This window comes from Frigidibacter sp. SD6-1, from assembly GCF_030143255.1.
GTDB lineage: Bacteria > Pseudomonadota > Alphaproteobacteria > Rhodobacterales > Rhodobacteraceae > TMP-24.
In genome coordinates this window covers 839,522-862,820 of the sequence record NZ_JARJNR010000001.1, presented here as the reverse complement: position 1 = coordinate 862,820, position 23,299 = coordinate 839,522, and the positions used below count along the sequence as shown (strand labels likewise).

At 67.4% G+C, this 23,299-nt stretch carries 23 protein-coding genes and 1 other RNA gene; 13 read left to right on the top strand and 11 right to left on the bottom strand.

Going from position 1 to position 23,299, the window contains the following annotated elements:
* Positions 1-53 precede the first annotated feature (53 nt).
* Positions 54-2,147, bottom strand: a complete 2,094-nt coding sequence (locus P0645_RS04170) for an enoyl-CoA hydratase-related protein (RefSeq protein ID WP_284163294.1) — start codon at positions 2,145-2,147, stop codon at positions 54-56.
* Positions 2,148-2,211: 64 nt separating this feature from the next.
* Positions 2,212-2,571 carry a TraR/DksA family transcriptional regulator gene (locus P0645_RS04165; RefSeq protein ID WP_284163293.1) on the bottom strand — a complete coding sequence of 120 codons (360 nt, stop codon included), beginning with the start codon at positions 2,569-2,571 and terminating at the stop codon, positions 2,212-2,214.
* A gap of 130 nt (positions 2,572-2,701) precedes the next feature.
* Between P0645_RS04165 and P0645_RS04160 the strand changes: the two genes are divergently transcribed.
* The 3 genes from P0645_RS04160 to P0645_RS04150 are packed head-to-tail and all read left to right on the top strand — an operon-like array spanning position 2,702 to position 3,988.
* Positions 2,702-3,127, top strand: coding sequence for a YeeE/YedE family protein (locus tag P0645_RS04160; protein WP_284163292.1), 426 nt, complete (start codon positions 2,702-2,704; stop codon positions 3,125-3,127).
* A 1-nt stretch (position 3,128) separates the two neighbouring features.
* On the top strand, positions 3,129-3,566 hold the full coding sequence (locus P0645_RS04155) for a DUF6691 family protein (protein WP_284163291.1): 438 nt from the start codon (positions 3,129-3,131) through the stop codon (positions 3,564-3,566).
* 14 nt (positions 3,567-3,580) lie between these two features.
* Positions 3,581-3,988 carry a protein tyrosine phosphatase family protein gene (locus P0645_RS04150; protein ID WP_284163290.1) on the top strand — a complete coding sequence of 136 codons (408 nt, stop codon included), beginning with the start codon at positions 3,581-3,583 and terminating at the stop codon, positions 3,986-3,988.
* Positions 3,989-4,060: 72 nt separating this feature from the next.
* Here P0645_RS04150 and P0645_RS04145 read toward each other — a convergent pair whose 3' ends face one another.
* The 5 genes from P0645_RS04145 to P0645_RS04125 all read right to left on the bottom strand — a co-directional run bounded on the left by P0645_RS04145 (position 4,061) and on the right by P0645_RS04125 (position 9,561).
* Positions 4,061-5,146 carry a FliM/FliN family flagellar motor C-terminal domain-containing protein gene (locus tag P0645_RS04145; protein WP_284163289.1) on the bottom strand — a complete coding sequence of 362 codons (1,086 nt, stop codon included), beginning with the start codon at positions 5,144-5,146 and terminating at the stop codon, positions 4,061-4,063.
* Between the two features lie 72 nt (positions 5,147-5,218).
* Entirely contained in the window at positions 5,219-7,948 is a 2,730-nt protein-coding gene (locus P0645_RS04140; RefSeq protein WP_284163288.1) for an ATP-binding protein, read from the bottom strand.
* Positions 7,948-8,235 (bottom strand): hypothetical protein, encoded by a 288-nt coding sequence (locus P0645_RS04135; RefSeq protein WP_284163287.1) that lies wholly within the window; start codon positions 8,233-8,235, stop codon positions 7,948-7,950. The genes P0645_RS04140 and P0645_RS04135 overlap by 1 nt, the downstream gene beginning before the upstream one ends.
* Positions 8,236-8,238: 3 nt before the next feature.
* Entirely contained in the window at positions 8,239-8,628 is a 390-nt protein-coding gene (locus P0645_RS04130; protein ID WP_284163286.1) for a response regulator transcription factor, read from the bottom strand.
* 159 nt (positions 8,629-8,787) lie between these two features.
* Positions 8,788-9,561, bottom strand: coding sequence for a 3-hydroxybutyrate dehydrogenase (locus P0645_RS04125; RefSeq protein WP_284163285.1), 774 nt, complete (start codon positions 9,559-9,561; stop codon positions 8,788-8,790).
* Positions 9,562-9,900: 339 nt separating this feature from the next.
* Between P0645_RS04125 and P0645_RS04120 the strand changes: the two genes are divergently transcribed.
* The 10 genes from P0645_RS04120 (at position 9,901) to P0645_RS04075 (ending at position 19,322) form a co-directional block, all read left to right on the top strand.
* A complete protein-coding gene (locus P0645_RS04120) occupies positions 9,901-11,712 on the top strand; it encodes an extracellular solute-binding protein (protein ID WP_284163284.1) in 1,812 nt (603 codons plus the stop codon).
* 2 nt (positions 11,713-11,714) lie between these two features.
* Positions 11,715-11,831: an entericidin EcnA/B family protein gene (locus P0645_RS04115; RefSeq protein ID WP_284163283.1), complete on the top strand. Its 117-nt coding sequence runs from the start codon at positions 11,715-11,717 to the stop codon at positions 11,829-11,831.
* 43 nt (positions 11,832-11,874) lie between these two features.
* Positions 11,875-12,354, top strand: coding sequence for an arsenate reductase ArsC (locus P0645_RS04110; protein WP_284163282.1), 480 nt, complete (start codon positions 11,875-11,877; stop codon positions 12,352-12,354).
* Positions 12,351-12,998, top strand: coding sequence for an aquaporin (locus P0645_RS04105; RefSeq protein ID WP_284163281.1), 648 nt, complete (start codon positions 12,351-12,353; stop codon positions 12,996-12,998). The genes P0645_RS04110 and P0645_RS04105 overlap by 4 nt, the downstream gene beginning before the upstream one ends.
* A 46-nt stretch (positions 12,999-13,044) precedes the next feature.
* Positions 13,045-13,365 carry a hypothetical protein gene (locus tag P0645_RS04100; RefSeq protein WP_284163280.1) on the top strand — a complete coding sequence of 107 codons (321 nt, stop codon included), beginning with the start codon at positions 13,045-13,047 and terminating at the stop codon, positions 13,363-13,365.
* 213 nt (positions 13,366-13,578) lie between these two features.
* Positions 13,579-15,615, top strand: a complete 2,037-nt coding sequence (locus P0645_RS04095; protein WP_284163279.1) for an ASKHA domain-containing protein — start codon at positions 13,579-13,581, stop codon at positions 15,613-15,615.
* Positions 15,616-15,775: 160 nt separating this feature from the next.
* Complete coding sequence (locus tag P0645_RS04090; RefSeq protein WP_284163278.1) at positions 15,776-17,413, top strand: vWA domain-containing protein; 1,638 nt, start codon at positions 15,776-15,778, stop codon at positions 17,411-17,413.
* Between the two features lie 65 nt (positions 17,414-17,478).
* The gene (locus tag P0645_RS04085) at positions 17,479-18,021 is read left to right on the top strand and encodes a sigma-70 family RNA polymerase sigma factor (protein ID WP_284163277.1); all 543 of its coding nucleotides are present in this window, start codon (positions 17,479-17,481) and stop codon (positions 18,019-18,021) included.
* Complete coding sequence (locus tag P0645_RS04080) at positions 18,018-18,674, top strand: anti-sigma factor (RefSeq protein WP_284163276.1); 657 nt, start codon at positions 18,018-18,020, stop codon at positions 18,672-18,674. The genes P0645_RS04085 and P0645_RS04080 overlap by 4 nt, the downstream gene beginning before the upstream one ends.
* Before the next feature lie 96 nt (positions 18,675-18,770).
* Positions 18,771-19,322: a fasciclin domain-containing protein gene (locus tag P0645_RS04075; protein ID WP_284163275.1), complete on the top strand. Its 552-nt coding sequence runs from the start codon at positions 18,771-18,773 to the stop codon at positions 19,320-19,322.
* A 114-nt stretch (positions 19,323-19,436) separates the two neighbouring features.
* Here P0645_RS04075 and P0645_RS04070 read toward each other — a convergent pair whose 3' ends face one another.
* The 4 genes from P0645_RS04070 to P0645_RS04055 form a co-directional block, all read right to left on the bottom strand.
* Entirely contained in the window at positions 19,437-21,257 is a 1,821-nt protein-coding gene (locus P0645_RS04070; protein ID WP_284163274.1) for an ATP-binding cassette domain-containing protein, read from the bottom strand.
* Between the two features lie 157 nt (positions 21,258-21,414).
* Positions 21,415-21,835, bottom strand: an RNA gene (rnpB, locus tag P0645_RS04065) — RNase P RNA component class A.
* Positions 21,836-21,846: 11 nt separating this feature from the next.
* A complete protein-coding gene (locus P0645_RS04060) occupies positions 21,847-22,530 on the bottom strand; it encodes an N-acetylmuramoyl-L-alanine amidase (RefSeq protein WP_284163273.1) in 684 nt (227 codons plus the stop codon).
* Positions 22,531-22,542: 12 nt separating this feature from the next.
* Complete coding sequence (locus P0645_RS04055; protein WP_284163272.1) at positions 22,543-23,277, bottom strand: hypothetical protein; 735 nt, start codon at positions 23,275-23,277, stop codon at positions 22,543-22,545.
* Positions 23,278-23,299: the final 22 nt, after the last annotated feature.

Sequence of the window (23,299 nt, the reverse complement as noted above, 5' to 3'; positions counted from 1 at the left end):
GGTCCGGCCCGAAATCTTCGAAAGATTTCGGCGCCTTCCCGGCGGACGGGGCGTCAGTCACGGTCGAGATCGCCGAAGCCGCGGCCCTCGCGGATCAGATCGTCCCAGATCGGCGCAGGGGTCCAGAACCCGTCCCCGGCCTCATCCGCCCATCGGCGCAGATCGTCGCGCAGGAGGAGGAGCCCCGTCTCGTCCGCGGCCCGCATCGGCCCGCCGCGCCAGCGCGGGAAGCCGTGCGCCATGGCCACCGCATCAACTTCGGCCGGGCGACGGGCGCGGCCTTCGCTCAGCAGCCAGGCGCCGGCATTGGCGAGCGCGGCCAGAAGCCGGCGTTGCAGATCCTCTGGCAGGAACCGGAAGCGCGGCCGCTCGCCCGAAAGCTCCGCCTCGATCGCCGGATCGGCCTGCCAGCTGCCGTCGGCGCGGTAGATATGCCAGCCCTTGCCCTGGCGGCGGCCGGTCCGGCCCTCGGCCACCAGCCAGCGGCGCAGGTCGCCCGCCACCGGCTCTTCGCCCACGCCCGCGCGCCGCAGCCGGTGCAGGACGAGCGGATGGCTTGGCCCGTAGAAATCCTCTGCCTCATAGGCGCCCGAGACGAGCCCGAGCTGCCTGCAGGCGCGATCGATCTCGCCCGGCAACGCGCCGCGCCCCAGACAGCGGTCGGCGGCATCGGCCAGCGCACTGTCGAGCCAGGGCGCGATGAAGCCGGGTATCGGCCCCGCCCTGACCACCCGCCAGCCAAGATGCCGCGCAAGGGCCGCCACCGCGCCCATGACGGCCGGCCCCGCTTCGTCCGCCGCCGCCACCTCGAGGAGCGTCTGCCGCCGCACCGGCTCGCGCAGATAGAGCGAGGCATGAAGCGAGGCGTCGCCCGTCGCACCGGCCAGCGCCACCGGGTCGAGCGCGCGGGTGACCGACAGGATCGGCGCCTCGTGCGGCAAAAGCCCGCCCAGCGTCGCCAGAAGTGCCGCGCGGCGCGCTAGATCGTCAGCGGTCGCGTCGATCACCAGATCGGCCGCCGCCGCCGCATTCATCGCGCCATGGGCGCCGCTGAGCCGCGCCCAGGAAGATTCGCGTTCCGCCTCGGTCTGGTCGCCAAGCGCCACCGCAGCCTCCTCGGCCCGTGCGATCAGGGTCAGCGAGCGCGCGAGGCTCGTGGCGTCGGTCTCGATGATCGTGACGCTCATGCCCTTGCGCAACAGCATCGGCGCGAGGCTCGCACCGATGCCACCGCCGCCGATGATGGCGACGCGGGCGATCTGCGGCAGGTTGGCGGGTGCCGCGAAGCTTTTCGCCGCAATCCGTTCAGCAAGGAAAGCATGGCGCAGCGCCCGCGATTCCGCCGTCGCCATGAGATCCTCGAACGCCGCCCGTTCACGGGCATGACCCTGCGCGGGCGGCAGGAGGAGCGCCGCCTCGACACAATCGATGATCAGGGGGGCGGCCTTCTCATGCGCGCCGCGCGGCTCGACCCGCGCATCCTCGATGGCCTGAAGATAGCGACCGGCAGGCATGGCGCCGCGCGCCGTGCGTTCTGCAGCCGTCGCCAGCGGGCGCTTGCCGCTGACATGATCGGCGGCCCGCCGCCGCGCCGCCTCGCCGGGGTTTTCGTTGACCACAAGATCGATGAGTCCAAGCGCCAGCGCCTTTTCCGCGCCCATCTGTGCGCCGTCGAGCATCATTTCCAGCGCCGCCTCGGGCCCGATCAGGCGCGGCAGGCGCTGGGTGCCACCCGCACCGGGCAGAAGCCCGAGCGTCACCTCGGGCAGGCCGACCTTCAGCGCCGACTGGGCGACCCGGTAGGCGGTTGCCAGCGCCAGTTCCAGCCCGCCGCCGAGCGCGGTGCCATGCATCACCGCGATCACCGGCCTTGGGCAGGCTTCGATCCGGGCGCAGAGGTCCGGCAGGCCCGGCGCCTTCGGGGGGTGGCCGAATTCGCGGATATCCGCGCCGACGGGCCAGCTCCGCCCCGCCGCCTCGATCACGATGGCGCCGACAGCCGGGTCGTCCTCGGCGCGGGTCAGTGCTGCGAGGAGGCCCGCGCGCAAGGCATGCGACAAGGCATTCAGAGGCGGATGGTTCAGCGTGATCGTCGCCACGCCGCCCGCAAGGTCGTATCCGACCAGATCGCCGCCCAGATCTCCCATGACGCCCCGGTATTATTCGCCTGTAAAGGCAAGTCTCTGTCAGACCGGCGGCAATTTCAACGCCCTATCCTTGACGCGCGCGATCGGCATCGTGGCGTGAGGCGCAGGAGGCACAGAAAGGCGTCGCGGGAATGAGGTCGAGCCGGTGGGCGTCGATTTCCGACCCGCAGGTCGTGCAATAGCCGTATTCGCCCTCTTCCATCCGTTTCAGCGCCGCCTCGATCATCCTCAGCTCATGCTGGGAGGAATGGCCAAGGTCTTCGAGAACCTCGTCGCCCTCGCGCTCGGTCGCCATTTCCTCGAAATCCTTGGCTTCATGCGCATCAAGCTCGGTCTCGATCTTGTTGAGGCGCCTGAGCAGAAACGACTGCCGTCCGGTCAGTTGCGTGCGGCGGGCGTCGAGTGATGTGTCGGGCGAATTCATGGCAACTCCTTCGTCTGCCTGAGTATGAGGCTGCAAAAGCGCGGGCCTTGACGCAAGTCAAACCTTTCGGCCCTTGTCATATTCTGATTTCAATATATGTAGAACGCGAAACGTCTGAAAGGCGCGAAAGATGCAACAGGACTGGATATTCGGATTTGCGGGCGGGCTGGTGATCGGCCTCGCCGGGGCGATCTTTCTTTTGGTGAACGGGCGGATCATGGGGGCGTCGGGCCTGATCGGCGGGCTTGTCGACCGCTCGGGTTGGGGCAATGCGGCCGAGCGGCTGAGTTTTCTTGCAGGGCTCATTCTGGTGCCGGGCGCGGTCGTGCTGCTGCAGGGCGGCTATGACAATCATCTGACCGACAATCTTGCGGTCATCGTCGCGGCGGGGCTTCTGGTCGGTGTCGGCACGCGGCTTGCGAACGGCTGCACCTCGGGCCACGGCGTCTGCGGCATCTCGCGGCTGTCGCTGCGCGGGATCGCCGCGACCGTGACCTTCATTCTGGCGGGCGGCGCTGCGATGCTGTTCTTCCGTCATCTGGTGGGAGCGATCTGAGGTGAAGCGCAATCTGTACGCTGCGCTCGCGGGCGCGACCTTCGGGCTGGGGCTTCTCCTCTCCGGCATGACCGACACGCTGAAGGTGCAGGGCTGGCTCGACCTCTTCGGCGCCTGGGACCCGACGTTGGCCTTCGTGATGGCGGGCGCGATCCTGCCGATGGCGCTGGCCTGGCGGGTGACAAGGCTGCGCGGCGGCTCGGTCCTCGGCACCGCTTTCCCGACGAAGCCCGATGTGCGGCTTGACCCGAACCTGATCGTCGGCTCGATCTTCTTCGGCGCGGGCTGGGCGCTGGCGGGCCTCTGCCCCGGCCCAGCGATGGCGACGGCGACCTTCTCCGGCGCGGGCGGTCTGCTCTTCCTTCTCGCCATGGTGGCGGGTATGGTCGCGGCGCCTGCCCTCAAGACCCGGATCGCCCGGCTCGGCGCGGCGGCCTGAGCGGAGGGTAGTACATGGAAATCCGGCATCTGACAGAGACATATGCGGTCTCGCCGCAGATCGCGCCCGAGGATGTGGCGGCCCTGAAGGCGGCGGGCTTCGTGCGGGTGATCTGCAACCGCCCCGACCGGGAGATCCCGCCCGAGCTGCAGTCGGACGCGATGCGCAAGGCAGTCGAGGCGGCGGGGCTCGACTTCGTCGACAACCAGATCGCGCCGGGCGATTTCTCGCCCGCGATCCTTGCCCGCCAGGCCGAGGCGATGGCCGCAGGCGGCCCGGTCTTTGCCTATTGCGCATCCGGCAACCGGTCGTCCATCGCCTGGGCCCTGACCCAGGCGGGCAAGCGCCCGGCCGACGAGCTAATCGGCGCGGCGGCGCGCTGGGGCTACAATCTGGAACAATTGCGCCCGATGCTGGGCTAGCCGCTCGTCGGGCCTTTCAGCCCTCTTCGCGGCGAAGGCGCCTGTCAGGGCGGATGCGCCACTCAGCGCCGCTCAGGCGACCTTTTCCGACAAGGCGGCGGGCGTGGCATTGCCCGCGCCACCGGCGCTTGCGAGATCGGCGGCGAGCGGATCATCCTCGGGTGCGGTCCAGGCATGGGCGGGCGGGCGCATGAGTGGCTGTTCGGACGCGGGCACCGCGACGGTCGGACCGACGGCGAGGCCGATCGGCGGTTGACCTTCCTCGGCGGGCCTCAGCCGCAGCACGCGATGGCCGTTGCCCTGACCGAGATGGGCAAGGCAGATGAGACTGCCGTCCCCGCCCTCGACCTGCACCATCGTGAGCGCCTGGCGCGGCAGGGGCAGCGAATGGCCCGGCTCGAGCCGCAAAAGATCGGCAAGCGGCAGCGTTACCCTGCCCAGTACCGCCTCGACCTCCGCCTCCACCCGCTCGACCGCCCGAGAAAGTGGCTCTCCCCAGGGGTCCGCCGCGACAGCGGCCGTGGCCGACGCGCCCGCCGCAGGCGCCAGCGCCAGGCCGCCCCGCGCCGGCATGGAGAGCGAGAGAAGCGCAGCGCGCCCCTCGGCGCCGCCGAGCGCGAGCGAGAGGCGCAAGCTGTGATAGAGCGGCGCCTCGAGCATCAGCGCCAGGGGGCGCGGGTCGGCGAGATGGGCGCTGTAGCGGAAACCCGTGGCCCAGTCTGCGCCCGAAGTGCCTTCCTCGGCCACCAGCAGGTCGAACTCGGCGAGCACGGCATCGAGGAAACCCGCCATCATCACCGCATCGGTGCGCGTGGGTTTGCGCGGGTCGGGCGGGGTCGCGCCGATCCGGCCGAGCATCAATTGTTCGGAAAGACCCGAGAGGGCACCCGGATCAAGCACCGCTGTGCCAAGCGCGCCCTCCGGCCCCTCGATCAGGAGGACGAGAGCCTGATCGGGCAGCAGCTCGGCGATCTCGGGCGCTGTGCGGCTGGCCAGGCCGCTGTCGCGCAGCGCGACGGGCAGGTGCATCTGCCGTTCCGCCACCCGCGCGAGCGCGGTAAAGAGCGCGCGTTCAAGGCGAAAGCCACCCTCCGCCGGGCGGGTCCGGTGCGCCGCGATCTTGCGGGCAAGAGGCGTCTCGTCTTCGCTTGCGTCCATCGTCCCGTTCATCCTGCCGCCCGGACGCTTCAGCGAGCGCGCGGGGCTCGGACAAAGCCTGCCTGATCAGGGTTACGAAAGCGTTTCCGTCGGCGCAGGCCCCTCAGCAGCCTCCGCCCCCGCCGAGACCTGCGGGCGCACCGGCAAGGTCACGCGAAAGGCCGCGCCCCCCTGCCCCGGCAGATAGGCGATGGAACCGCCGAGATTGACCATGATCTCGCGGCAGATCGCAAGACCAAGACCCGCGCCGCCCGCCTTCGCCGTGTCGGTCAGGCGGGCGAATTTCTCGAAGATCAGGCCCTGATCCTTCTTCGGGATACCGGCGCCATTGTCGATGAAATCGACGATGATCCGCCCGCCCTTGCGGCGGGCACGGATCTTCAGCTCAGGTTGCGGCGCATCGCAATATTTCCGCGCATTGGAAATCAGGTTGATGAAGACCTGCACCAGCCGGTCGGTATCGGTGAAGACCGGCAGGAACTCCGCCCCCAGATCGCGGCGCACCACCATCTGGCGCTCGGGCCTTGTGTTCGAGGCCGCCTCGACCGCGCGGCTGAGAAGGTCATGCAGATTTCCGGCCTTCACATTCATCTGCAGCTTGCGGTTTTCCAGAACCGCGAGGTCGAGCAGATCGTCAAGGAGGCGCGTGAGCCGCACCGCCTCCTCCCGGATCACACCGGTATAGCGGGTACGCAGATCGGGCGGCAGGTCGGGATCGCCGAGGATCTCGGAAAAGGCGCGGATCGAGGTCATCGGGGTTCGCAGTTCATGGCTGATCTGGCTGAGGAAAGCGTCCTTCTGCACGGACAGATCGCGCAGCTTGTCGTTCGCTTCGCCAAGCGCGCGGGCGGTGCGGGCCAGTTCGGCCGACTTGGCCTCGATCTCGGCGGAATATTCGATGATCTCCCTGGCCTCGCTGGCGACCGCCATCAGTTCCTCGGCCGACACGGTGGCGGCGCCGGTGAACTGGGCGACCATCGCATGCGCCGTGGCCGCGCCGACCGCGCCGGCAAGGCGGCGCTCCAGCGCCTCGATGAAATCGGGCGTGGTGTCGGGCAGGAAGCCCGCCTTGCCCTGAAAGGCGGCCTCGGCCTGAAAGAAGGCCAGAGCGTCATCGGCGCCGAGGATGCCCTGTGCGAGGGTCAGCAGTTCCTCTGCGTCCGCGCCCCCCTGCGACCATCCGCGCCGCGCCCGGTCGCCCTCGAACACCCGCACGAAGGCAAGCGCCTGGATCCGTTCGACCGGGCCGGGGAAGGAAAGGAGCGATCCGATCACAAGCGCCAGACTGTTCAGCCCGAGCGACCAGAAGAGCGCGTGCAGAAGCGGGTCGAGTGCCGCGGTGCCGAAGAGCGCCTGTGGCCTGAGCCAGCCGATGCCCCACGGCCCATTGGCCATGATGTCTGCGGACAGGATGCCATCCGCCCCGAACGAGGGCAGGAAGAGTGTGTAGAGCCAGACAAGGAAACCGGTCGCAAGCCCGAGGCCCGCGCCGACCCGGGTGGCACCGCGCCAGAAGAGGCCCGCGATCATCGCAGGCAGGATCTGCGCGACACCGACAAAAGCGATAAGCCCGATAGCGGCCAGCGCGGCGGAGCCGCCGGACAGGCGGTAATAGAGCAGCCCGAGCCCGAGGATGGCGGCAATCGACAGCCGCCGCGACAGAAGCACGAGCCCCCGCACATCGCCCGCATCTCGTGCGCCCGCAGGGCGAAGCGTGAGCCAAAGCGGCACCACGACATGGTTCGACACCATCGTCGCCAGCGCGATGGCGGCCACGATCACCATCGAGGTGGCCGAGGAAAACCCGCCAAGGAAGGCAAGCAGCGCCAGATCGCCGCGTCCCTCGGCCAGGGGCAGGGTCAGGACGAAAAGATCAGGATTGGCGCCCTGGGGCAAGCGCTCAAGCCCCACCACGGCGATCGGCAGGACGAAGAGGCTCATCAGGAGAAGGTAGGCCGGAAAGGCCCAGGCGGCGGTAGAAAGATGACGCTCGTCGACATTCTCGACCACCATCACCTGGAACATGCGCGGCAGGGTCAGGACGGCGGCGGCGGAGACGAAGGTCAGGCCGATCCAGCGGCCCGGCTGCAAGGGCCATTCGGCAACCGGCGAGGCCTCGATCCGGGCGTAGATGTCGGCCCAGCCGTCCGCCACCGTCCAGACCGTGAAGATACCGACCGCGAGAAGCGCCACGAGTTTCACCACCGCCTCAAGAGCGATCGCGGTGACGACCCCGTGGTGACGCTCGTCGGCATCGAGATTGCGGGTGCCGAAGAGGATGGTGAAAAGCGCAAGCCCCCCCGCCACCCAGGCTGCCGTCGCGCCGCTGTCGGGCAGCGCCCATGCCGGCGGCTGGTCGGCGGCGAAGACCGCGACCGACAGGGTCACCGACTGAAGCTGCAGTGCGATATAGGGGGTGGAGGCGGCGACCGCGATCAGGGTGACGACGACGCCGAGGAGGTTCGACTTGCCATACCGCGCCGAGATCAGGTCGGCGATCGACGTTACCCTCTCGCGCCGCCCGATGCGGACGAGCTTCCTCACGATCCAGAGCCAGCCCGCGAAGACGAGCGTCGGCCCGAGATAGATCGTCACGAACTCAAGCCCCGAACGCGCCGCATAGCCCACCGCGCCATAGAAGGTCCAGGCCGTGCAATAGATCGACAGCGACAGCGTGTAGACCAGCGGCGAGCGCAGCCAGCCGCCCTGCCCGGCCTCGGCCCGCCGCTCTGCCAGAAAGGCCACGGCGAAAAGGAGCGAGACATAGAGGAGGCAGACAATGACGAGAAGGTTGAAGGACATCAGCCCTGATGCTCCTCCGATCCGCCCGGTCCGGCGGCCGCGTCAGGACCGCCGCTTTCGGTCTGCGCAAGCCGGCGCGCGATCAGTGCGCTTGCGGCGATCAACGCCGCCCAGGCGATGAAGAGAAAGACCGCGCCCGGCGCCGTCCGGCTTTGCCCGCTCGCCGGGTCGCGCCAAAAGACCGGCAGGAGGAAAAGAAAGGCCCCAAGGAACGGCAAAAGCCGCGCCGCATCGACAAGCCGCCTCAGGCGATAGGACTTGCGGGCGAGAAAGAGCGGCTGGCGCATCCGTCAGCCCGCCCGGGCGGCGGCGGGATCGCCCGCGAGGCGCCTCAGATTGGCGATCAGCTCGTCATTGGCGAAAGGCTTGGTCATGAAAAGGCTCGCGCCCTTGATCCCGGCCAGCGCCTTTTCCCGCTCCTGCCCGCGCGCCGTCAGGATGAGGACCGGCAGATCCCGAAGCGCCGGATCGGCGCGCAACTCCTCCAAAATCTCGTATCCAGAGCGGCCCGGCAGCATCACGTCGAGAACCAGCGCCGAAGGTCGGAGCCGCCGGATCGTCTCGACCGCCGTTGCGCCATCGGCATGGACCTCGACCTGCCAGCCGGCCCGCGACAGAAGAAAGCGCAGCGCCTCGGCGATATGGGCCTCGTCCTCGATCACCAGCAGGCTTTGCGACATCTCTCGCCTCTCTTCCCCCGGCCACTATCGGACAGGTGCGGCTTGCCTGTCAAAGCCGCTCTCGCACGACCTATGCCCCGGAAGGATTTTCGCGAAAATCCTTCCGGACGGGACGGACGACGGAAAAATCTTCGCGAAGATTTTTCCGTCCATCCGATGTCAGAGCGCCGTCCAGCCGCCGTCGACGCTGATCGTGGTGCCGGTCACCTGATCGGCGGCGGCAGAACAGAGATAGACCACCGTGCCGCCGACTTGCTCGACCGTCGCGAACTGGCGCGAGGGCTGGCGAAGAAGCATCACCTCGCGGATCACCGTCTCGCGGTCCATCTTGTGGGCCTTCATCTGATCGGGGATCTGCGCCTCGACGAGCGGCGTCAGCACATAGCCCGGGCAGATCGCGTTGCAGGTCACCCCCTGCCCCGCCGCCTCGAGCGCCACGGTCTTCGTCAGGCCGACGACGCCATGCTTGGCGGCGATATAGGCCGATTTGTAGGGCGAGGCGGTCAGCCCGTGCGCCGAGGCGATATTGACGATCCGCCCCCAGCCTCTCGCGCGCATGCCGGGCAGCGCGGCGGCGCTGGTATGGAAGGCCGATGTCAGGTTGATCGCGAGGATCTGGTCCCATTTCTCGACCGGAAAGTCCTCGACGGGCGCCACATGCTGGATGCCTGCATTGTTCACCAGAATGTCGCACCCGCCCGCCGCCGCGATCAGCGCCCGGCAGTCCGCGCCCTGCGACATGTCGGCCTTTATATAGCGGGCGCTCACCTTGTGGCGCTGGCCGAGCGCCTCTGCCAGCGCATGGTCCTCGTCGCGGTCGGTGAAGGAATTCAGCACGATATCGGCACCCGCCGCCGCAAGCGCCTCTGCCACGCCCAGACCGATACCGGAATTCGACCCCGTGACGATTGCCGTTCTGCCTGAAAGTGCCATGCGCCGTCCCCGTTGATGCTGCGGGGCAGAGAATATGTGCCGCGGGTGCGAAAGGTCGAGGGGAAATTTCACCCGACGGCCTGCCCGGGAAGACGACCGATTCGCCAGCGATGAGGAAGCAGGGCGACCGAAGAGCGGCCCGCCTGACACCCCAGAAAAAAACGCCCGCACAAGGCGGGCGTTCAGTCATTGAGGCAGGTTTCATACAGGCAAGAAACCTATCGAGCAGTGCCTTCGTTATACGCGGTAAGTTGCCGGTTGTCCAAGCGAAAAGTTTGAAAGCTGCCTGGCTAGCGGCTAGTGTCGGCGCATGAACGAACAATAAGACAGGGGGATGAAATGCGGGCAAAGTTCCTGAAACGATCGATTGTGGCAGCCTGTGCGCTCCTCTTCCTCTTTGGCGCGGGCCCGCTCGCGGCGGCACCGAAACATGGCATAGCTATGTATGGCGACCCCGCCCTTCCACCCGATTTTGTGGCGCTGCCCTATGCCAACCCGGACGCACCCAAGGGCGGCAGGCTGAGGTTCGGCGAACCGGGCGGCTTCGACAGCCTCAACCCGTTCTCGGTCAAGGGCACGACACCTTATGGCATCACCGTCTTCACCATAGAAACACTGATGGCGCGGTCGATGGACGAACCCTTCTCGCTTTACGGGCTCCTGGCCGAATCGATAGAGACCGACGAGGACCGGACCTGGGTGGAATTCACCCTGCGGCCGGAGGCGAGATTTTCCGACGGCAGCCCGGTGACGGCCGAGGATGTGATCTGGAGCTTCGAGACGCTCGGCACCGTCAACCCGCGCTATGCGGGCACCTGGAAGAAGGTCGAGAAGATCGAACAGACCGGCGAGCGCAAGGTGAAGATCACCTTCAATGTCGCCGACCGGGAACTGGCGCTTCTGATGGGCCTGCGCCCCGTCCTGAAGAAGGCGGACTGGGAGGGACGCAATATAGAGGAAAGCTCGATGCAGGTGCCGATCGGCTCCGGTCCCTACATCATCGACAAGGTCGATCCCGGCAAGCGCATCACCTATCGCCGCAATCCCGACTACTGGGGCAAGGACCTGCCCCTGACCCGCGGTGTGAACAATCTCGACGTGATCAGCTATGATTATTTCGGCGATGGCGACGTGATCTTCCAGGCCTTCACCGCCGGAGAGACCGATTCCTTCCGGGAATTCAGCGCCAAGAAATGGGCCACCGCCTACGACCTTCCGGCTGTCGCGTCGGGAGATGTGATCAGGGAGGAAATCCCCCACCAGCGGCCGTCCGGCATCGAAGGGCTGGTGATGAACAGCCGCAGCCCGGTTTTCGCCGACTGGCGGGTGCGCGAGGCGATGATCCTCGCCTTCAACTTCGAATTCGTGAACCAGACGGTCAATGGCGGCACCGAGCCGCGCATCACCTCCTATTTCTCGAACTCCTTCCTTGCTGCTGACCATGGCCCTGCCCAGGGCAAGGTCGCCGAACTGTTGCAGCCGTTCGCCGCCGACCTCTTTCCCGGCACGCTCGAAGGCTACGACCTGCCGGTGAGTGATCCGGCCAAGCCGACCGACCGGGGCAATATCCGCAAGGCCATCGCCCTCATGGAGGAAGCGGGATGGACGGTGCAGGACGGCGTCATGAAGGATGCCACCGGCAAGCCCTTCACCTTCGAGATCGTCCTGGCCGCCGGATCGACCGATCCGGAAGCCGCCGTGAACATCTATCTGGAATCGCTCAAGCAGATCGGGATCACGCCGACCGTGACCCTGGTGGACGGCCCGCAGTACAAGGAGCGCACCAACAATTTCGCCTATGACATGACGTGGATATGGCGCACCCTGTCGCTCTCACCCGGTAACGAACAGGCGCTTTACTGGGGCACTGCTGCGGCCGACAGCCCCGGGTCTCGCAACCTTATGGGGGCGAAGTCGCCCGCGATCGACGCGATGATCGCCGCCATGGTCGGCGCGCGCTCGACCGACGATTTCACCGCCGCGACCCAGGCGCTCGACCGGGCGCTTCTGGCCGGGCGCTATGTGATCCCGGTCTGGTATTCCAAGGCCTCCCGCCTTGCCTATTCAAAACATCTTCACCATCCGGACCGCATTCCGCTATATGGCGACTGGCCGGGTTTTCAGCCCGATGTCTGGTGGTACGAGGAATAGACATGAAGAAACTGATGCTTCTGGGGCTTCTTGCGGCACTTGCCGGGTGCAACACCATCGCCGGAATCGGCGACGACATTTCGGGTGGCGCGCGGGCGACGCAAAACGCCCTGAACTGATCCTGTCGCACGACCGTTACATTTTCCGGGCATGAGGGCGCGCATGAACATCCTCGTCCTCTGCACCGGAAATTCCGCGCGGTCGATCCTGCTGGAAGCCATCCTGAACCGCATCGGCCAGGCGCGAGGCATCGCGGCCTTTTCGGCCGGATCACGTCCTGCCGGGGCTGTCCATCCCCGGTCGCTGAGGCTTTTGACCGCGAAGGGGTACGACACGGCCAGCCTTCGCTCCAAAAGCTGGGACGAATTCGCGGGCACGTCCGCGCCTGCGATGGGTATGGTGATCACCGTCTGCGGCTCGGCTGCGGGCGAGGCCTGCCCGGTCTGGCCCGGCACCCCGCTGCGTGCCCATTGGGGTGTGGACGATCCGGCGGCCGCTGCCCCGGAGGATCAGGAAGCGGCATTCGAGGCCGCCTATGCCCGCCTTCGCCGCCGCGCCGAAGCCTTTCTGGCACTTGAGCCCGACCGGCTGAGCCGCGCCGCACTCCAGCCCGAACTCGCCCGCATCGGAACCATCGCGTGACCCGCATCCATGCCGCCGAACTGATCGGAACGCTGATCCTCGTCATGTGCGGGATCGGCACCGGAATCATGGGTACCGACCTTGCGCAGGGCAACCTTGCCATCGCGCTCTTCGCAAATGCCTTCGCGACGGGCCTCGTGCTCTATCTGCTGATCACGATCCTCGGACCCATTTCCGGCGCCCATATGAACCCCGCCGTCACGCTCTATTTCCTTCTGTCGCGCGAGATCGGCCCCGCCCGCGCGGGCGGATATGTTGCCGCGCAACTGGCGGGCGCCCTGCTTGCCGTTGCCCTGACCCATCTGATGTTCGGCCAGCCGGTCGTGCAGACAGCGGCGACAGGACGCGCCGCGCCCGGCCTCTGGCTTGGCGAGGCCATCGCCACCTTCGGCCTTTGCCTGACCATCGCCGGTGCGCGCCTGCATGCGCCGCGGCAACTCCCGGCGCTGGTCGGCGCCTGGATCGCGGCCGCCTTCTGGTTCACCAGTTCGGCGAGCTTTGCCAACCCCGCCGTCACCGTCGCGCGGATGTTCTCCGACACGTTCACCGGCATCCTGCCCGCCCACGCCCCCGCCTATATCGCCGCTCAACTCGCAGCGGCGATTGTTGCGGCCCTGACCTTGCCAAAACTCTTTTCGCGATAAGCGTTTGGGGGCACACTGATGACCGGAAACATCCGAGGATCCGGTCATGAAATGGCATCATGTCGCCGAGAACTGGCCCGCCTTCTTCGAGGCGATCATCGACCGCTGGCCCGAAAGCGACGAGGATACGCTTGAGGATATCGACGGCGACCAGCGCGCCTTCGTCCTGCATATCGCCGAGGTGACCGGCCAGTCGCCCGAGGACGCCCGCGACGAGATCAAGGACTGGCTGGCGGGCGAGCTGCCGTCCGACGTGGTGATGGACCCCGCCCATGACGATCATTCCATCCTTCTGTCGGGGAAATTCCTGCCCGAGGGCGAGGACGAATCAGACGACGACGCCCGCTTCGGCGATGACGGCCGCTGACCGTGCGGCCGTGCAATTGGTCTGCGACCACCCGGCGCGCCGCCCCGACAGCGACAGGCGCCTGGTGCGGCACACCGCGGCACGACCGTGCCCGTCGGTCAGGTCGTGACACCCCGCGCCTGACGCCTCCTGACAGCGACTTGCCGCCTGCAGACATTGCGCCTGCCGCAAATCGCGCTATCGAGGGCAGGCGAACAGTTCGAAAGACCGACCATGACCGAAGACGCTCTTGTGATCTTTACGCCCTCGGGCAAGCGCGGCCGCTTTGCCCTTGGAACACCCGTCCTGACGGCGGCCCGTCAACTCGGCGTCGACCTCGATTCGGTCTGCGGCGGGCGCGGCATCTGTTCGAAATGCCAGATCACCCCGGGCTATGGCGAGTTTCCCAAACATGGCGTGACCGTAAGCGAAGGCGCACTGTCGGAATGGAACGCGGTCGAGGATCGCTACAACCGCATCCGTGGGCTTGCGTCAGGCCGTCGGCTTGGCTGTCAGGCCAAGGTGATGGGCGATGTGGTCATCGACGTGCCGCCTGAAAGCCAGGTCCACCGCCAGGTGATCCGCAAGTCGGCGACCGTGCGTGACATCACCATGGACCCCGCCACCCGCACCTATTACGTCGAGGTGGCCGAGCCCGACATGCACGAGCCCTCTGGCGACTTCCAGCGTCTCAGCGACGCGCTGAAGGAACAATGGCAGATCGAGGGGTTAGAGGCCGATCTTCACCTCCTTTCGCGCCTGCAGCCCGTCCTGCGCAAGGGCGAATGGAAAGTCACGGTCGCCATCCACCGCGACCATCACGGCCAGGCGAAGCTGATCGACATCTGGCCCGGCTTCTTCGAAGGCCATCTCTACGGCCTCGCCATCGACCTCGGCTCCACCACGATCGCGGCGCATCTCTGCGACCTGACCGATGGTGCGGTGCTCGCCTCCTCGGGCCTGATGAACCCCCAGATCCGCTTCGGCGAGGATCTGATGAGCCGGGTGTCCTATGCGATGATGAACCCGGGCGGCGACCGCGAGATGACGCAGGCCGTGCGTCAGGCGTTGAATGGTCTTGCCCAGTCGATCGCGACCGAGGCGAATGTCGATCCCGCCCATATCGTCGAGGCTGTCTTCGTCTGCAACCCGGTCATGCACCATCTGCTTCTTGGCATCGACCCGGTCGAACTGGGTCAGGCGCCTTTCGCGCTCGCCACCTCGGAAAGCCTGTCGATCCCGGCTTCCGCTCTCGAACTGACCGCGCTGAACGACAAGGCGCAGGTCTATGTGCTCCCCTGCATCGCGGGCCATGTCGGCGCGGATTGCGCCGCCGTGGCCTTGTCGGAAGAGCCGAACAAATCCAAGGACATGGTCCTCATCGTTGATGTAGGCACCAATGCCGAGATCCTGTGCGGCAACGCGGCGCGCGTGCTCGCCTGTTCCTCGCCCACCGGTCCCGCCTTCGAGGGCGCGCAGATCAGCGCGGGCCAGCGCGCCGCCCCCGGCGCCATCGAACGAGTCGAGATCGACCCGGTGACGAAGGAACCGCGCTTCCGCGTCATCGGCTCCGACCTCTGGTCCGACGATCCGGGCTTCGCCGCCGCCACGGCGACGACCGGCATCACCGGCATCTGCGGATCGGGCATCATCGAAGTGGTGGCCGAAATGCGCCTCGCGGGCCTTCTCGATCCCTCGGGCCTCATCGGTTCGGCCGACCAGACCGGCACGGCGCGCTCTGTGCCCACGGGCCGCACCCATGCCTATGTGCTTCACGACGGCACCGCCGACGGCGGGCCGCTGATCACCGTGACGCAAGGCGACATCCGCGCGATCCAGCTCGCGAAATCCGCGCTTTACGCGGGCGCGCGCCTGCTGATGGACGAGTTGAACATCGACAAGGTCGACCGGGTGACGCTCGCCGGGGCCTTCGGAGCCCATATCTCGCCGAAACATGCGATGGTCCTGGGCATGATCCCCGACGTGCCGCTCGACAAGGTCACTTCGGCGGGCAATGCGGCGGGCACAGGCGCCCGCATCGCGCTGTGCAATGTCGGCTCCCGCGCCGCGATCGAGGCCGAGGTCAAGCGCATCCACAAGGTCGAGACCGCAATCGAACCGCGCTTCCAGGAACATTTCGTCGCGGCGAACGCCATCCCGCACGCCACCGCCCCCTTCCCCGAGCTGATGAAAATCGTCACCCTGCCCGACGTGTCGTTCAACACCGGCGGCGGCGATGGCGACGGCGGCCGCCGCCGGCGCCGGGGCTGATCCCGGCGGTTTTACGTTCTGTCCCGAAATACTCCGGGAGGGTCCGGGAGGGCAGCGCCCTCCCGCCGGATCGGCCCGCCGCAGGCAAGACGATATTCCCGCTGACAGCGCATGAAAGCGCGTCTACTGTCGCGCCAATTGTCCAGCCCCGAGGTTTGCCATGCTCGCCCGTTCTGTCCTGTTTGCCCTCCTCCTCATGCCCACGCTCGCCCAGGCCGACGGCCGCTCGATCATCGTCCTCGACGGTTCGGGGTCGATGTGGGGCCAGATCGACGGCCGCGCGAAACTCGAGATCGCCCGCGAGGCGCTCGGCACCGTGCTCGCCGGGATCGACCCCGCGACCGAACTTGGCCTCATGGCCTATGGCCATCGCGAGAAGGGCAATTGTGGCGACATCGAACTGATCGTGCCGCCCGCCCCCGGCACCGCCGCCGCCATCACCGAGGCGGCGAACAATCTGAACTTCCTCGGCAAGACGCCGCTCTCCGATGCCGTCCGCCAGGCCGCCGCCGAACTGCATTCGACCGAGGAAAAGGCCACCGTCATCCTGATCACCGACGGGATCGAGACCTGCAACGCCGATCCCTGCGCACTCGGGACCGAACTCGAAGCCTCAGGCGTCGACTTCACCGCCCATGTCGTAGGCTTCGGCCTGACGAAGGAAGAAGGCCGCGAGGTTGCCTGCCTCGCCGAGAATACCGGCGGCAGATATATCGAGGCCAAGGACGCGGGCAGCCTGACCGAGGCCCTGAAGACCGCCGTCGCCGAACCCCCGCCCGCCCCGGCGCCCGAACCCGAACCTGAACCCGCCCCGCTGGCCGAGAATTTCGACCCCAAGGCCGTGCTGATCGAAGGGGGAGAGGAACCCGAACTGGTCAAGGATGGCTATTTCGACCTGCGGCTGGTCGGCGCCGACGGCGCACTTTCGGAACAGGTCATCACGATCTATGGCCGTTCGAAAGGCACTGTTCCGCCGGGCACCTACCGGATGGAAACGCACCTTCACGATGCGGTCGTGACCCAGGATGTGACCGTCACGCCCGAAGGCATGACCGAACCGACCGTCATCCTCGACGCCGGCATACTGAAGCTTACGCTGAAGGCGACGGCCGAGGGCGAGGTCGAGAAGGACGCCTATTGGGAGGTGCGCGGCCCCGAGGATGTCGGCGAATCTGGCTACGGCCAGACCGAATGGGTCTTCCCTGCCGGCGAATATGCTCTGAAGGCCCAGTTCGGCGCCGCCGAGGTCAACGAGACGATCGTGATCGAGGCCGGTCAGACCCTGACCAGGGAGGTCATCCTTGGCACCGGTCTTGCCGTGGTCGACGCGCTCTATTCCGGCGATCTGATGGTCGAAGGCGGCGACCATTTTGTCGAGATATTCGAGGCGAAGAAGGACATTGACGGCAACCGCAAGTCCGTGGCCTACACCTACGGCGCGGGTGCCCAGTTCAATCTGCCCGCAGGCGATTATGTTGCGGTCGTTGGCCTTGGCGCCGCGAAGGCCGAGACCCCCTTCGCGATCAAGGTCGGCGAGCGCAGCGACGTGAAGGTCGACCTCAATGCCGGCGTCCTCGCCGTCACTGCCCCCGGCGCGGAATATATCGAAGTGTTCGAGGCCAGGACCGACATCAACGGCAACCGCAAGTCGCTTCACTATGCCTATGGCGAGGCGATCAATGTCGCGATACCGGCGGGCGATGTCATCGTCCTGACCCGCAAGGGCGAGACCGAACTGGAGACACCGGCCGTGGTCAAGCCGGGCGAGCGAACCGAAACGGCCGTCAGCCTGCCATGAAGCGCTGGACTGTCCATGTCTGAACCGGCAAGATCGCGGCGCCGGCGCAGGAGGCCGGGACGCAGGTGAATGAAGGCGATCCGATCGCAGACCTGATCTTTCGCGTGGCCGATGCCGACCGCGCCGCCTTCCGCGCGCTTTATTCGGCGGCCTCAGCGAAACTTTTCGGCGTCGCCTTCCGTATCCTTGGCAGCAGAAGCGAAGCCGAGGATGCGGTGCAGGAAGCTTTCACACGGATATGGCTGAACGCGCGGCGCTTCGACGCCGCCAAGGCGCGCGGCATGACCTGGGCGATCGCCATCACCCGCAATCATGCAATCGACCGTCTGCGCGCCCGCCCGGCGGCATCCGAGGGCGATGAGGCCGCGCTTGCCATCCGCGATCCGTCGCCCGGTGCCGAGGCGCAACTGATCGCGAAGGAAGAGGCGGGACGAATATCAGACTGTTTCGGCACGCTGGAGCCCGCGCGCGCCGACGCCATCCGTGGCGCCTATCTGGACGGGTCGAGCTATGAGGAACTGGCGGCGCGCCACGCGGTGCCGCTGAATACCATGCGGTCCTGGCTGCGCCGGGGGCTGATGAGACTGAGGGAGTGTCTTGAGGCATGAGCGAGGGTCCGGACATGGACGACCGCGACGGGCTGGCCGCCGAATATGCGCTCGGCACCCTGCCCCTGCCCGACCGGCTTCAGGCCGAGCGGCTGATCGCGTCCGATCCGGACTTCGCCTCGCTCGTCGCGCGCTGGCAGGCGCATCTCGCGCCGCTCGATGCAGAATATGCGCCGGTCGATCCGCCACCGGACCTGCTTCAACGGATCGAGACACGGCTGTTCCCCGTGGCGACGCCGGTCCGGCGCTGGCGCCTGCCACTCTTCGGCGCCTTGACGGCAGGGCTTCTCGCCGTCGCCATCGTCGCCTTCATGCCCGCGACCCGGCCGCAGGCGACGCTGACCGCGACGCTCACCGGCGAGAACCAGCCACTGACGATTGCCGCGGCCTTCTACGAGGACCAAGGCGAGCTTTCCTTCGTCCGCGCCTCGGGCCCCGCCGCTGCCGAAGGGCAGGACTATGAACTCTGGATCATCCCTGCCGGACAGGCCGCCATCTCGCTTGGCGTCCTGCGAGAGGGGGAAGTCAGGGTGCCGGTGGCCGACCTGCCGCCCGGCACGACGCTCGCCGTCACGCTCGAGACGACGGGCGGCTCGCCCACCGGCGTGGCCCAGGGACCGCTGCTCGTTGCCGCCGTGATCGGCGATAGCTGAAAAAATTTCGTCCCGCCTGCAACTTCCCTCTGGCAGCGTCCGTAACTTCGGTCAGGAACGGGGGGATGGTCCCTCCGGCCATGACAGGAGAGACCCATGAAAACGACCTTCCGCATCGCGATCGCCGCCCTCGCGCTCGGCACCGCCCTGCCCGCTTTCGCCGAAAACCCGATGGTCGGCGGCGCCGCGATGTACGACACCAAGAATATCGTCGAGAATGCCGTGAACTCGGCCGACCACACCACGCTCGTCGCCGCGGTGAAGGCAGCGGGTCTCGTCGACACGCTCGCCGGCGAAGGTCCGTTCACCGTCTTCGCGCCGACGAATGACGCGTTCGCGAAGCTGCCCGCGGGCACGGTGGAAAATCTGCTGAAGCCCGAGAACAAGGACATGCTGACCAAGATCCTGACCTGCCATGTCGTTGCAGCAAAGGCCAATTCCGAAATGGTCAAGGCGATGATCCAGCAGGACGGCGGCAAGCATGAGATCGACACCGTGGGCGGCTGCAAGCTCTGGGCCAAGTCCGAGGGCGGCGGGGTGATGATCGGCGACGAACAGGGCAACTGGGCGACGGTGACCATCGCCGATGTCATGCAGTCGAACGGCGTGATCCATGTGATCGACACGGTGCTTCTGCCGAAGATGTAAGACCGCGATCGGCCCCCGCCGGGGCCGTACCGCAGACCGGGTGCTTTTTCAGTACGACCTTTGGTTTGCCGGGTGCGGGGCCGCCTCGAAAGAGGCGGCTTCCGGCTTTCCGGCCTAGGCTTCGGCCTTCTCGGCCAGCGTCAGCCATTCCTCCTCGGCGGCGCTCAGCGCCGCCTGCCGCTCCGCCAACCCTTCAGAGGCCTTGCGGAACTTGTCCGGCGCCCTGGCGAACAGGTCGGGATCGGACAGGAAATCCGACAGTTTTCCGATCTCCGCCTCCAGCTTCTCGATCAGCGAGGGAAGGGTTTCGAGGCGGTGTTTTTCTGTGAAGGTAAGGCCTTGCGCGCCTTTCCTCACCTTCTCCGCACCAGCCTGCGTCGCGTCGGTCGCGGGTTTCGCAACCGGTGTCCGCCGTTCCTCGGGCCTCGGCCCCCGTTGCGCCTGACAATCGCTCCAGCCACCGGCATAGAGCGTCGCGCGCCCGTCCCCTTCCATCGCCACGGTCGTGGTCGCCAGCCGGTCGATGAAATCCCGGTCGTGGCTGACCAGAAGCACGGTGCCGTCATAGTCGCCGAGGATATCCTGCAGAAGGTCCAGCGTCTCGACATCCAGATCGTTGGTCGGTTCGTCGAGGATCAGAAGGTTCGAGGGCCGCGCCATGATGCGGGCGAGAAGAAGCCGCGCCCGTTCGCCGCCCGACAGCGAGCCGATCGGCGCCCGCGCCTGCGCCTCGTCGAAAAGGAAATCCTTGAGGTAAGCCACCACATGTTTCGGCTCGCCCCGCACCATCACCTGGTCGGACCGGCCGGAGACCGCCATGTCGGGATCGTTCACCAGCCCGTCCCAGAGCGTCATCGAGAAATCGAGCGCGGCGCGGGCCTGATCGAAGACGGCGATGTCGAGGTTGGTGCCGAGGCGGACGTTGCCGCTGTCCGGCGCGACCTCGCCCGTCAGCATCTTCAGAAGCGTGGTCTTGCCCACGCCGTTCGGGCCGACGAAGGCCACGCGGTCGCCGCGCAGGACCGTCAGGTCAAACGGCCTGAGAATGAGCTTGTCGCCGAAAGCTTTTGAAATGCCTTTCGCTTCCACGACCAGCCGCCCGGAGGTCTGGCCCGCCTCCAGCGCCATGTCGGCCGTGCCCTTACGGCGGATCAGCGATGCGCGTTCGGCCCGCATCGCCTGCAGCGCGCGCACCCGACCCATGTTGCGCTTGCGCCGGGCGGAAATCCCCTCGACCGCCCATTTCGCCTCGGCCTTGATCTTGCGGTCCAGCTTGTGGCGGGCGAGGTCCTCCTCGGCCCAGATCGTCTCGCGCCAGTCTTCGAAGCCCTCGAAACCCCGGTCGCTGCGGCGCAGATCACCACGGTCGATCCAGAGCGTGCCGCGCGTCAGCGCCCTCAGGAACGCCCGGTCGTGCGAGATCACGACGAAGGCCGCGCGGGTTTCAGACAGTTCGCGTTCCAGCCAGCCGATGGCCTCGATATCGAGATGGTTGGTCGGTTCGTCCAGAAGCATCAGTTCCGGCGCCTCGGCCAGAAGCTTCGCCAGCGCCGCGCGCCGCCGCTCGCCGCCCGATGCCGCGGCGACCGGCGTTGCGGGATCGAACTTCAGCCCTTCGGCGACCACCGACACCCTGTAGCTCTCGCCCTCGGGCAGGCCCGAGGCGGCGAACGCGCCAAGCGTGTCGAAGGCGCCGAAATCCGGCTCCTGCTCCATATAGCCGACGCTGACGCCCGGCGGCACGCTGCGCGCGCCGCTGTCGGGCTCCACGAGCCCCGCCATCACCTTCATCAGCGTCGACTTGCCGGAGCCGTTGCGGCCGACCAGCGCCAGCCGGTCGCCGGGCTGCACGGTCAGGTCGACCCCGTCAAAGACCGGATTGCCGCCGAAGGTGAGCGAGATCGAGGAGAGCTGAAGAAGCGGTGCGCGTGCCATGGGCGTCAGCTATCCGCGCGCCCGGCGGCGGTCAACGGTGAACCGTGCAGCAAGGGGGCGTCGCAACCGCTTGCCTCTCTTCCGTTTCGAAATATCCCGGGGGTCCGGGGGCTGGCCCCCGGCCTTGCCTGCGGTCCCCGCCCCGGGGGGATCCAGAATGCGCGGAGGGCCTGTAAGCCGGATTCTGTCCACCCCGGACCCATGATCCGGGGCTGGGCGATCATTCCTCTCGCCCCGCCGTTACCGGCGGGATCAAGCTGCCAACCCGGGTCTCTCGGGCCGAAGCTGCCCTGCGGCGGTATCCCGGACCGTGATCCGGGACCAGGCCCCGCGCGAGACCCCTATTCGGCATTGCTCCCGGTGGGGCTTGCCTTGCCGGTCCTGTTGCCAGTCCCGCGGTGGGCTCTTACCCCACCGTTTCACCCTTACCCCTGACCGGGGTCAGGGGCGGTCTCTTCTCTGTGGCGCTTTCCCTGGGGTTGCCCCCGCCGGGCGTTACCCGGCACCGTTGCTTCAGGGAGTCCGGACTTTCCTCGTCCCCGGACCAGGTCCGGGACCGCGATCGCCCGGCCCTCCGCGCGCTGTCGAGTTAGGCGCTCCTCCCGCCGCCGTCAACGGGAAAGCGGCGGGCGAGGTCGGCGGCAAGCGCCCGGTCCTCCGCATCCTCCGGCCCGTCCGCCCAGGGGCGGAAGCGAAGCCGGAAGGCGGCAAGCAGGATATCATCACCCACCTCCGGATAGCCGAAGGCGTCCAGCGCGCCGCGAAGCGGCCCGGGCGTCCACCCAGCGCCGGAGGCGCCCGGCCAGACCGACAGACCCTGCAGCGCCAGCCGCCGCCAGTCGAAGCGCGGGCCGGGGTCGCGCTTGCGCCCCGGCGCCATGTCGGAATGGCCGACCACCCGTTCGGGCCGGATCGACCAGCGCGCGAGGATCGCCGCGAGCAGCCCTTCCAGCGCCGCCATCTGCGGCTCGGGGAAGGGTGCGTCGCCCGCGTTGGCCAGCTCGATGCCGATCGAGCGGGAATTCACGTCCGTCACTGAACCCCAGGCCCCTGCCCCGGCATGCCAGGCACGGCAGCTCTCGTCCACGAGCTGCTCGACCGTCCCGTCCTCGGCAATCAGCCAATGGGCAGACACTTCCGCCGCCGGGTCACAGAGCCGCGCCCGCGCCTCGGCGGCCGTCGGCATCGCCGTATAATGGATCACCACCAGATCGGGCCGCGCGCCGCCCCGCCGTTCGCCGAAGTTCGGGGAGGGCAGCGGCCGCAGCGTCACCGGCGCGCCCGCTCAGTTTCCGGCGTTGCGGTAGGGCGTCGGGTCGAAGCCGCAGGCATAGCCGTCGCCGTCGGGATCGAGCTTCTTGGGATCGCGCTTGGGTCCGCCCGCCTTGAGGAAGGCTTCCTGGGCGGATTCGTCACTGGTGTAATTCTGGCAGGCGCGCTGATGATCCTCGGCCTTCACCGAGCGGCGGTCATAGATCGGCTGGCCAAGCCCGTTCGGCGCCGAGAGAACATAGGCCACGACGGCAGAGGTCGCCTCGCCCGGACGTTCGGGCAGCGCGCCGGGCTGGATCTGGACATATTGCGCCTTGTTGGCCTCGATCCGCGCCTTGTCGCTTTCGATGGTCTCGCGCGAGGAAACGGCGCTGAAATCCTGCTCGTCGGAGAGAGACGTCGAGGCGCTGGCGGTCGGATCGACTGTCACGACGGGCTGAGCGGCCGGGGCCGTCGCCGCCGGATAGGTCGCGACCGGTGCGGTGCCTTGTGCGGGCTGAGTGCCGAACAGCGCCTGATTGATCTCGGACGACGGAATCGCGCCGGTCGCCGCACCCGAGGGCGGCAGGGCGGTCGCCGGCGCATAGGTGCCGGCGGGCTGCGAGGCCGGCGCAGGCACATAGGCGCCATAGCCGGTGGCCCCGGCCCCGAAGCCGGTGGTCTGCTGCGGCTGCAGATGCTCCGGCGTCACACAGGCCCCGAGCAGGACAACGGAACCAAGCACCGGCAGAGACAGGCGAACTGACATCGCAAAACCTTCGAAAGACACG

Coding starts and splice junctions, on each gene's coding strand:
- P0645_RS04170 (WP_284163294.1), bottom strand. CDS start 2,147: ATGGGAGATCTGGGCGGCGATCTGGTCGGATACGACCTTGCGGGCGGC.
- P0645_RS04165 (WP_284163293.1), bottom strand. CDS start 2,571: ATGAATTCGCCCGACACATCACTCGACGCCCGCCGCACGCAACTGACC.
- P0645_RS04160 (WP_284163292.1), top strand. CDS start 2,702: ATGCAACAGGACTGGATATTCGGATTTGCGGGCGGGCTGGTGATCGGC.
- P0645_RS04150 (WP_284163290.1), top strand. CDS start 3,581: ATGGAAATCCGGCATCTGACAGAGACATATGCGGTCTCGCCGCAGATC.
- P0645_RS04145 (WP_284163289.1), bottom strand. CDS start 5,146: ATGGACGCAAGCGAAGACGAGACGCCTCTTGCCCGCAAGATCGCGGCG.
- P0645_RS04140 (WP_284163288.1), bottom strand. CDS start 7,948: ATGTCCTTCAACCTTCTCGTCATTGTCTGCCTCCTCTATGTCTCGCTC.
- P0645_RS04135 (WP_284163287.1), bottom strand. CDS start 8,235: ATGCGCCAGCCGCTCTTTCTCGCCCGCAAGTCCTATCGCCTGAGGCGG.
- P0645_RS04130 (WP_284163286.1), bottom strand. CDS start 8,628: ATGTCGCAAAGCCTGCTGGTGATCGAGGACGAGGCCCATATCGCCGAG.
- P0645_RS04125 (WP_284163285.1), bottom strand. CDS start 9,561: ATGGCACTTTCAGGCAGAACGGCAATCGTCACGGGGTCGAATTCCGGT.
- P0645_RS04120 (WP_284163284.1), top strand. CDS start 9,901: ATGCGGGCAAAGTTCCTGAAACGATCGATTGTGGCAGCCTGTGCGCTC.
- P0645_RS04115 (WP_284163283.1), top strand. CDS start 11,715: ATGAAGAAACTGATGCTTCTGGGGCTTCTTGCGGCACTTGCCGGGTGC.
- P0645_RS04110 (WP_284163282.1), top strand. CDS start 11,875: ATGAACATCCTCGTCCTCTGCACCGGAAATTCCGCGCGGTCGATCCTG.
- P0645_RS04100 (WP_284163280.1), top strand. CDS start 13,045: ATGAAATGGCATCATGTCGCCGAGAACTGGCCCGCCTTCTTCGAGGCG.
- P0645_RS04095 (WP_284163279.1), top strand. CDS start 13,579: ATGACCGAAGACGCTCTTGTGATCTTTACGCCCTCGGGCAAGCGCGGC.
- P0645_RS04090 (WP_284163278.1), top strand. CDS start 15,776: ATGCTCGCCCGTTCTGTCCTGTTTGCCCTCCTCCTCATGCCCACGCTC.
- P0645_RS04080 (WP_284163276.1), top strand. CDS start 18,018: ATGAGCGAGGGTCCGGACATGGACGACCGCGACGGGCTGGCCGCCGAA.
- P0645_RS04075 (WP_284163275.1), top strand. CDS start 18,771: ATGAAAACGACCTTCCGCATCGCGATCGCCGCCCTCGCGCTCGGCACC.
- P0645_RS04070 (WP_284163274.1), bottom strand. CDS start 21,257: ATGGCACGCGCACCGCTTCTTCAGCTCTCCTCGATCTCGCTCACCTTC.
- P0645_RS04055 (WP_284163272.1), bottom strand. CDS start 23,277: ATGTCAGTTCGCCTGTCTCTGCCGGTGCTTGGTTCCGTTGTCCTGCTC.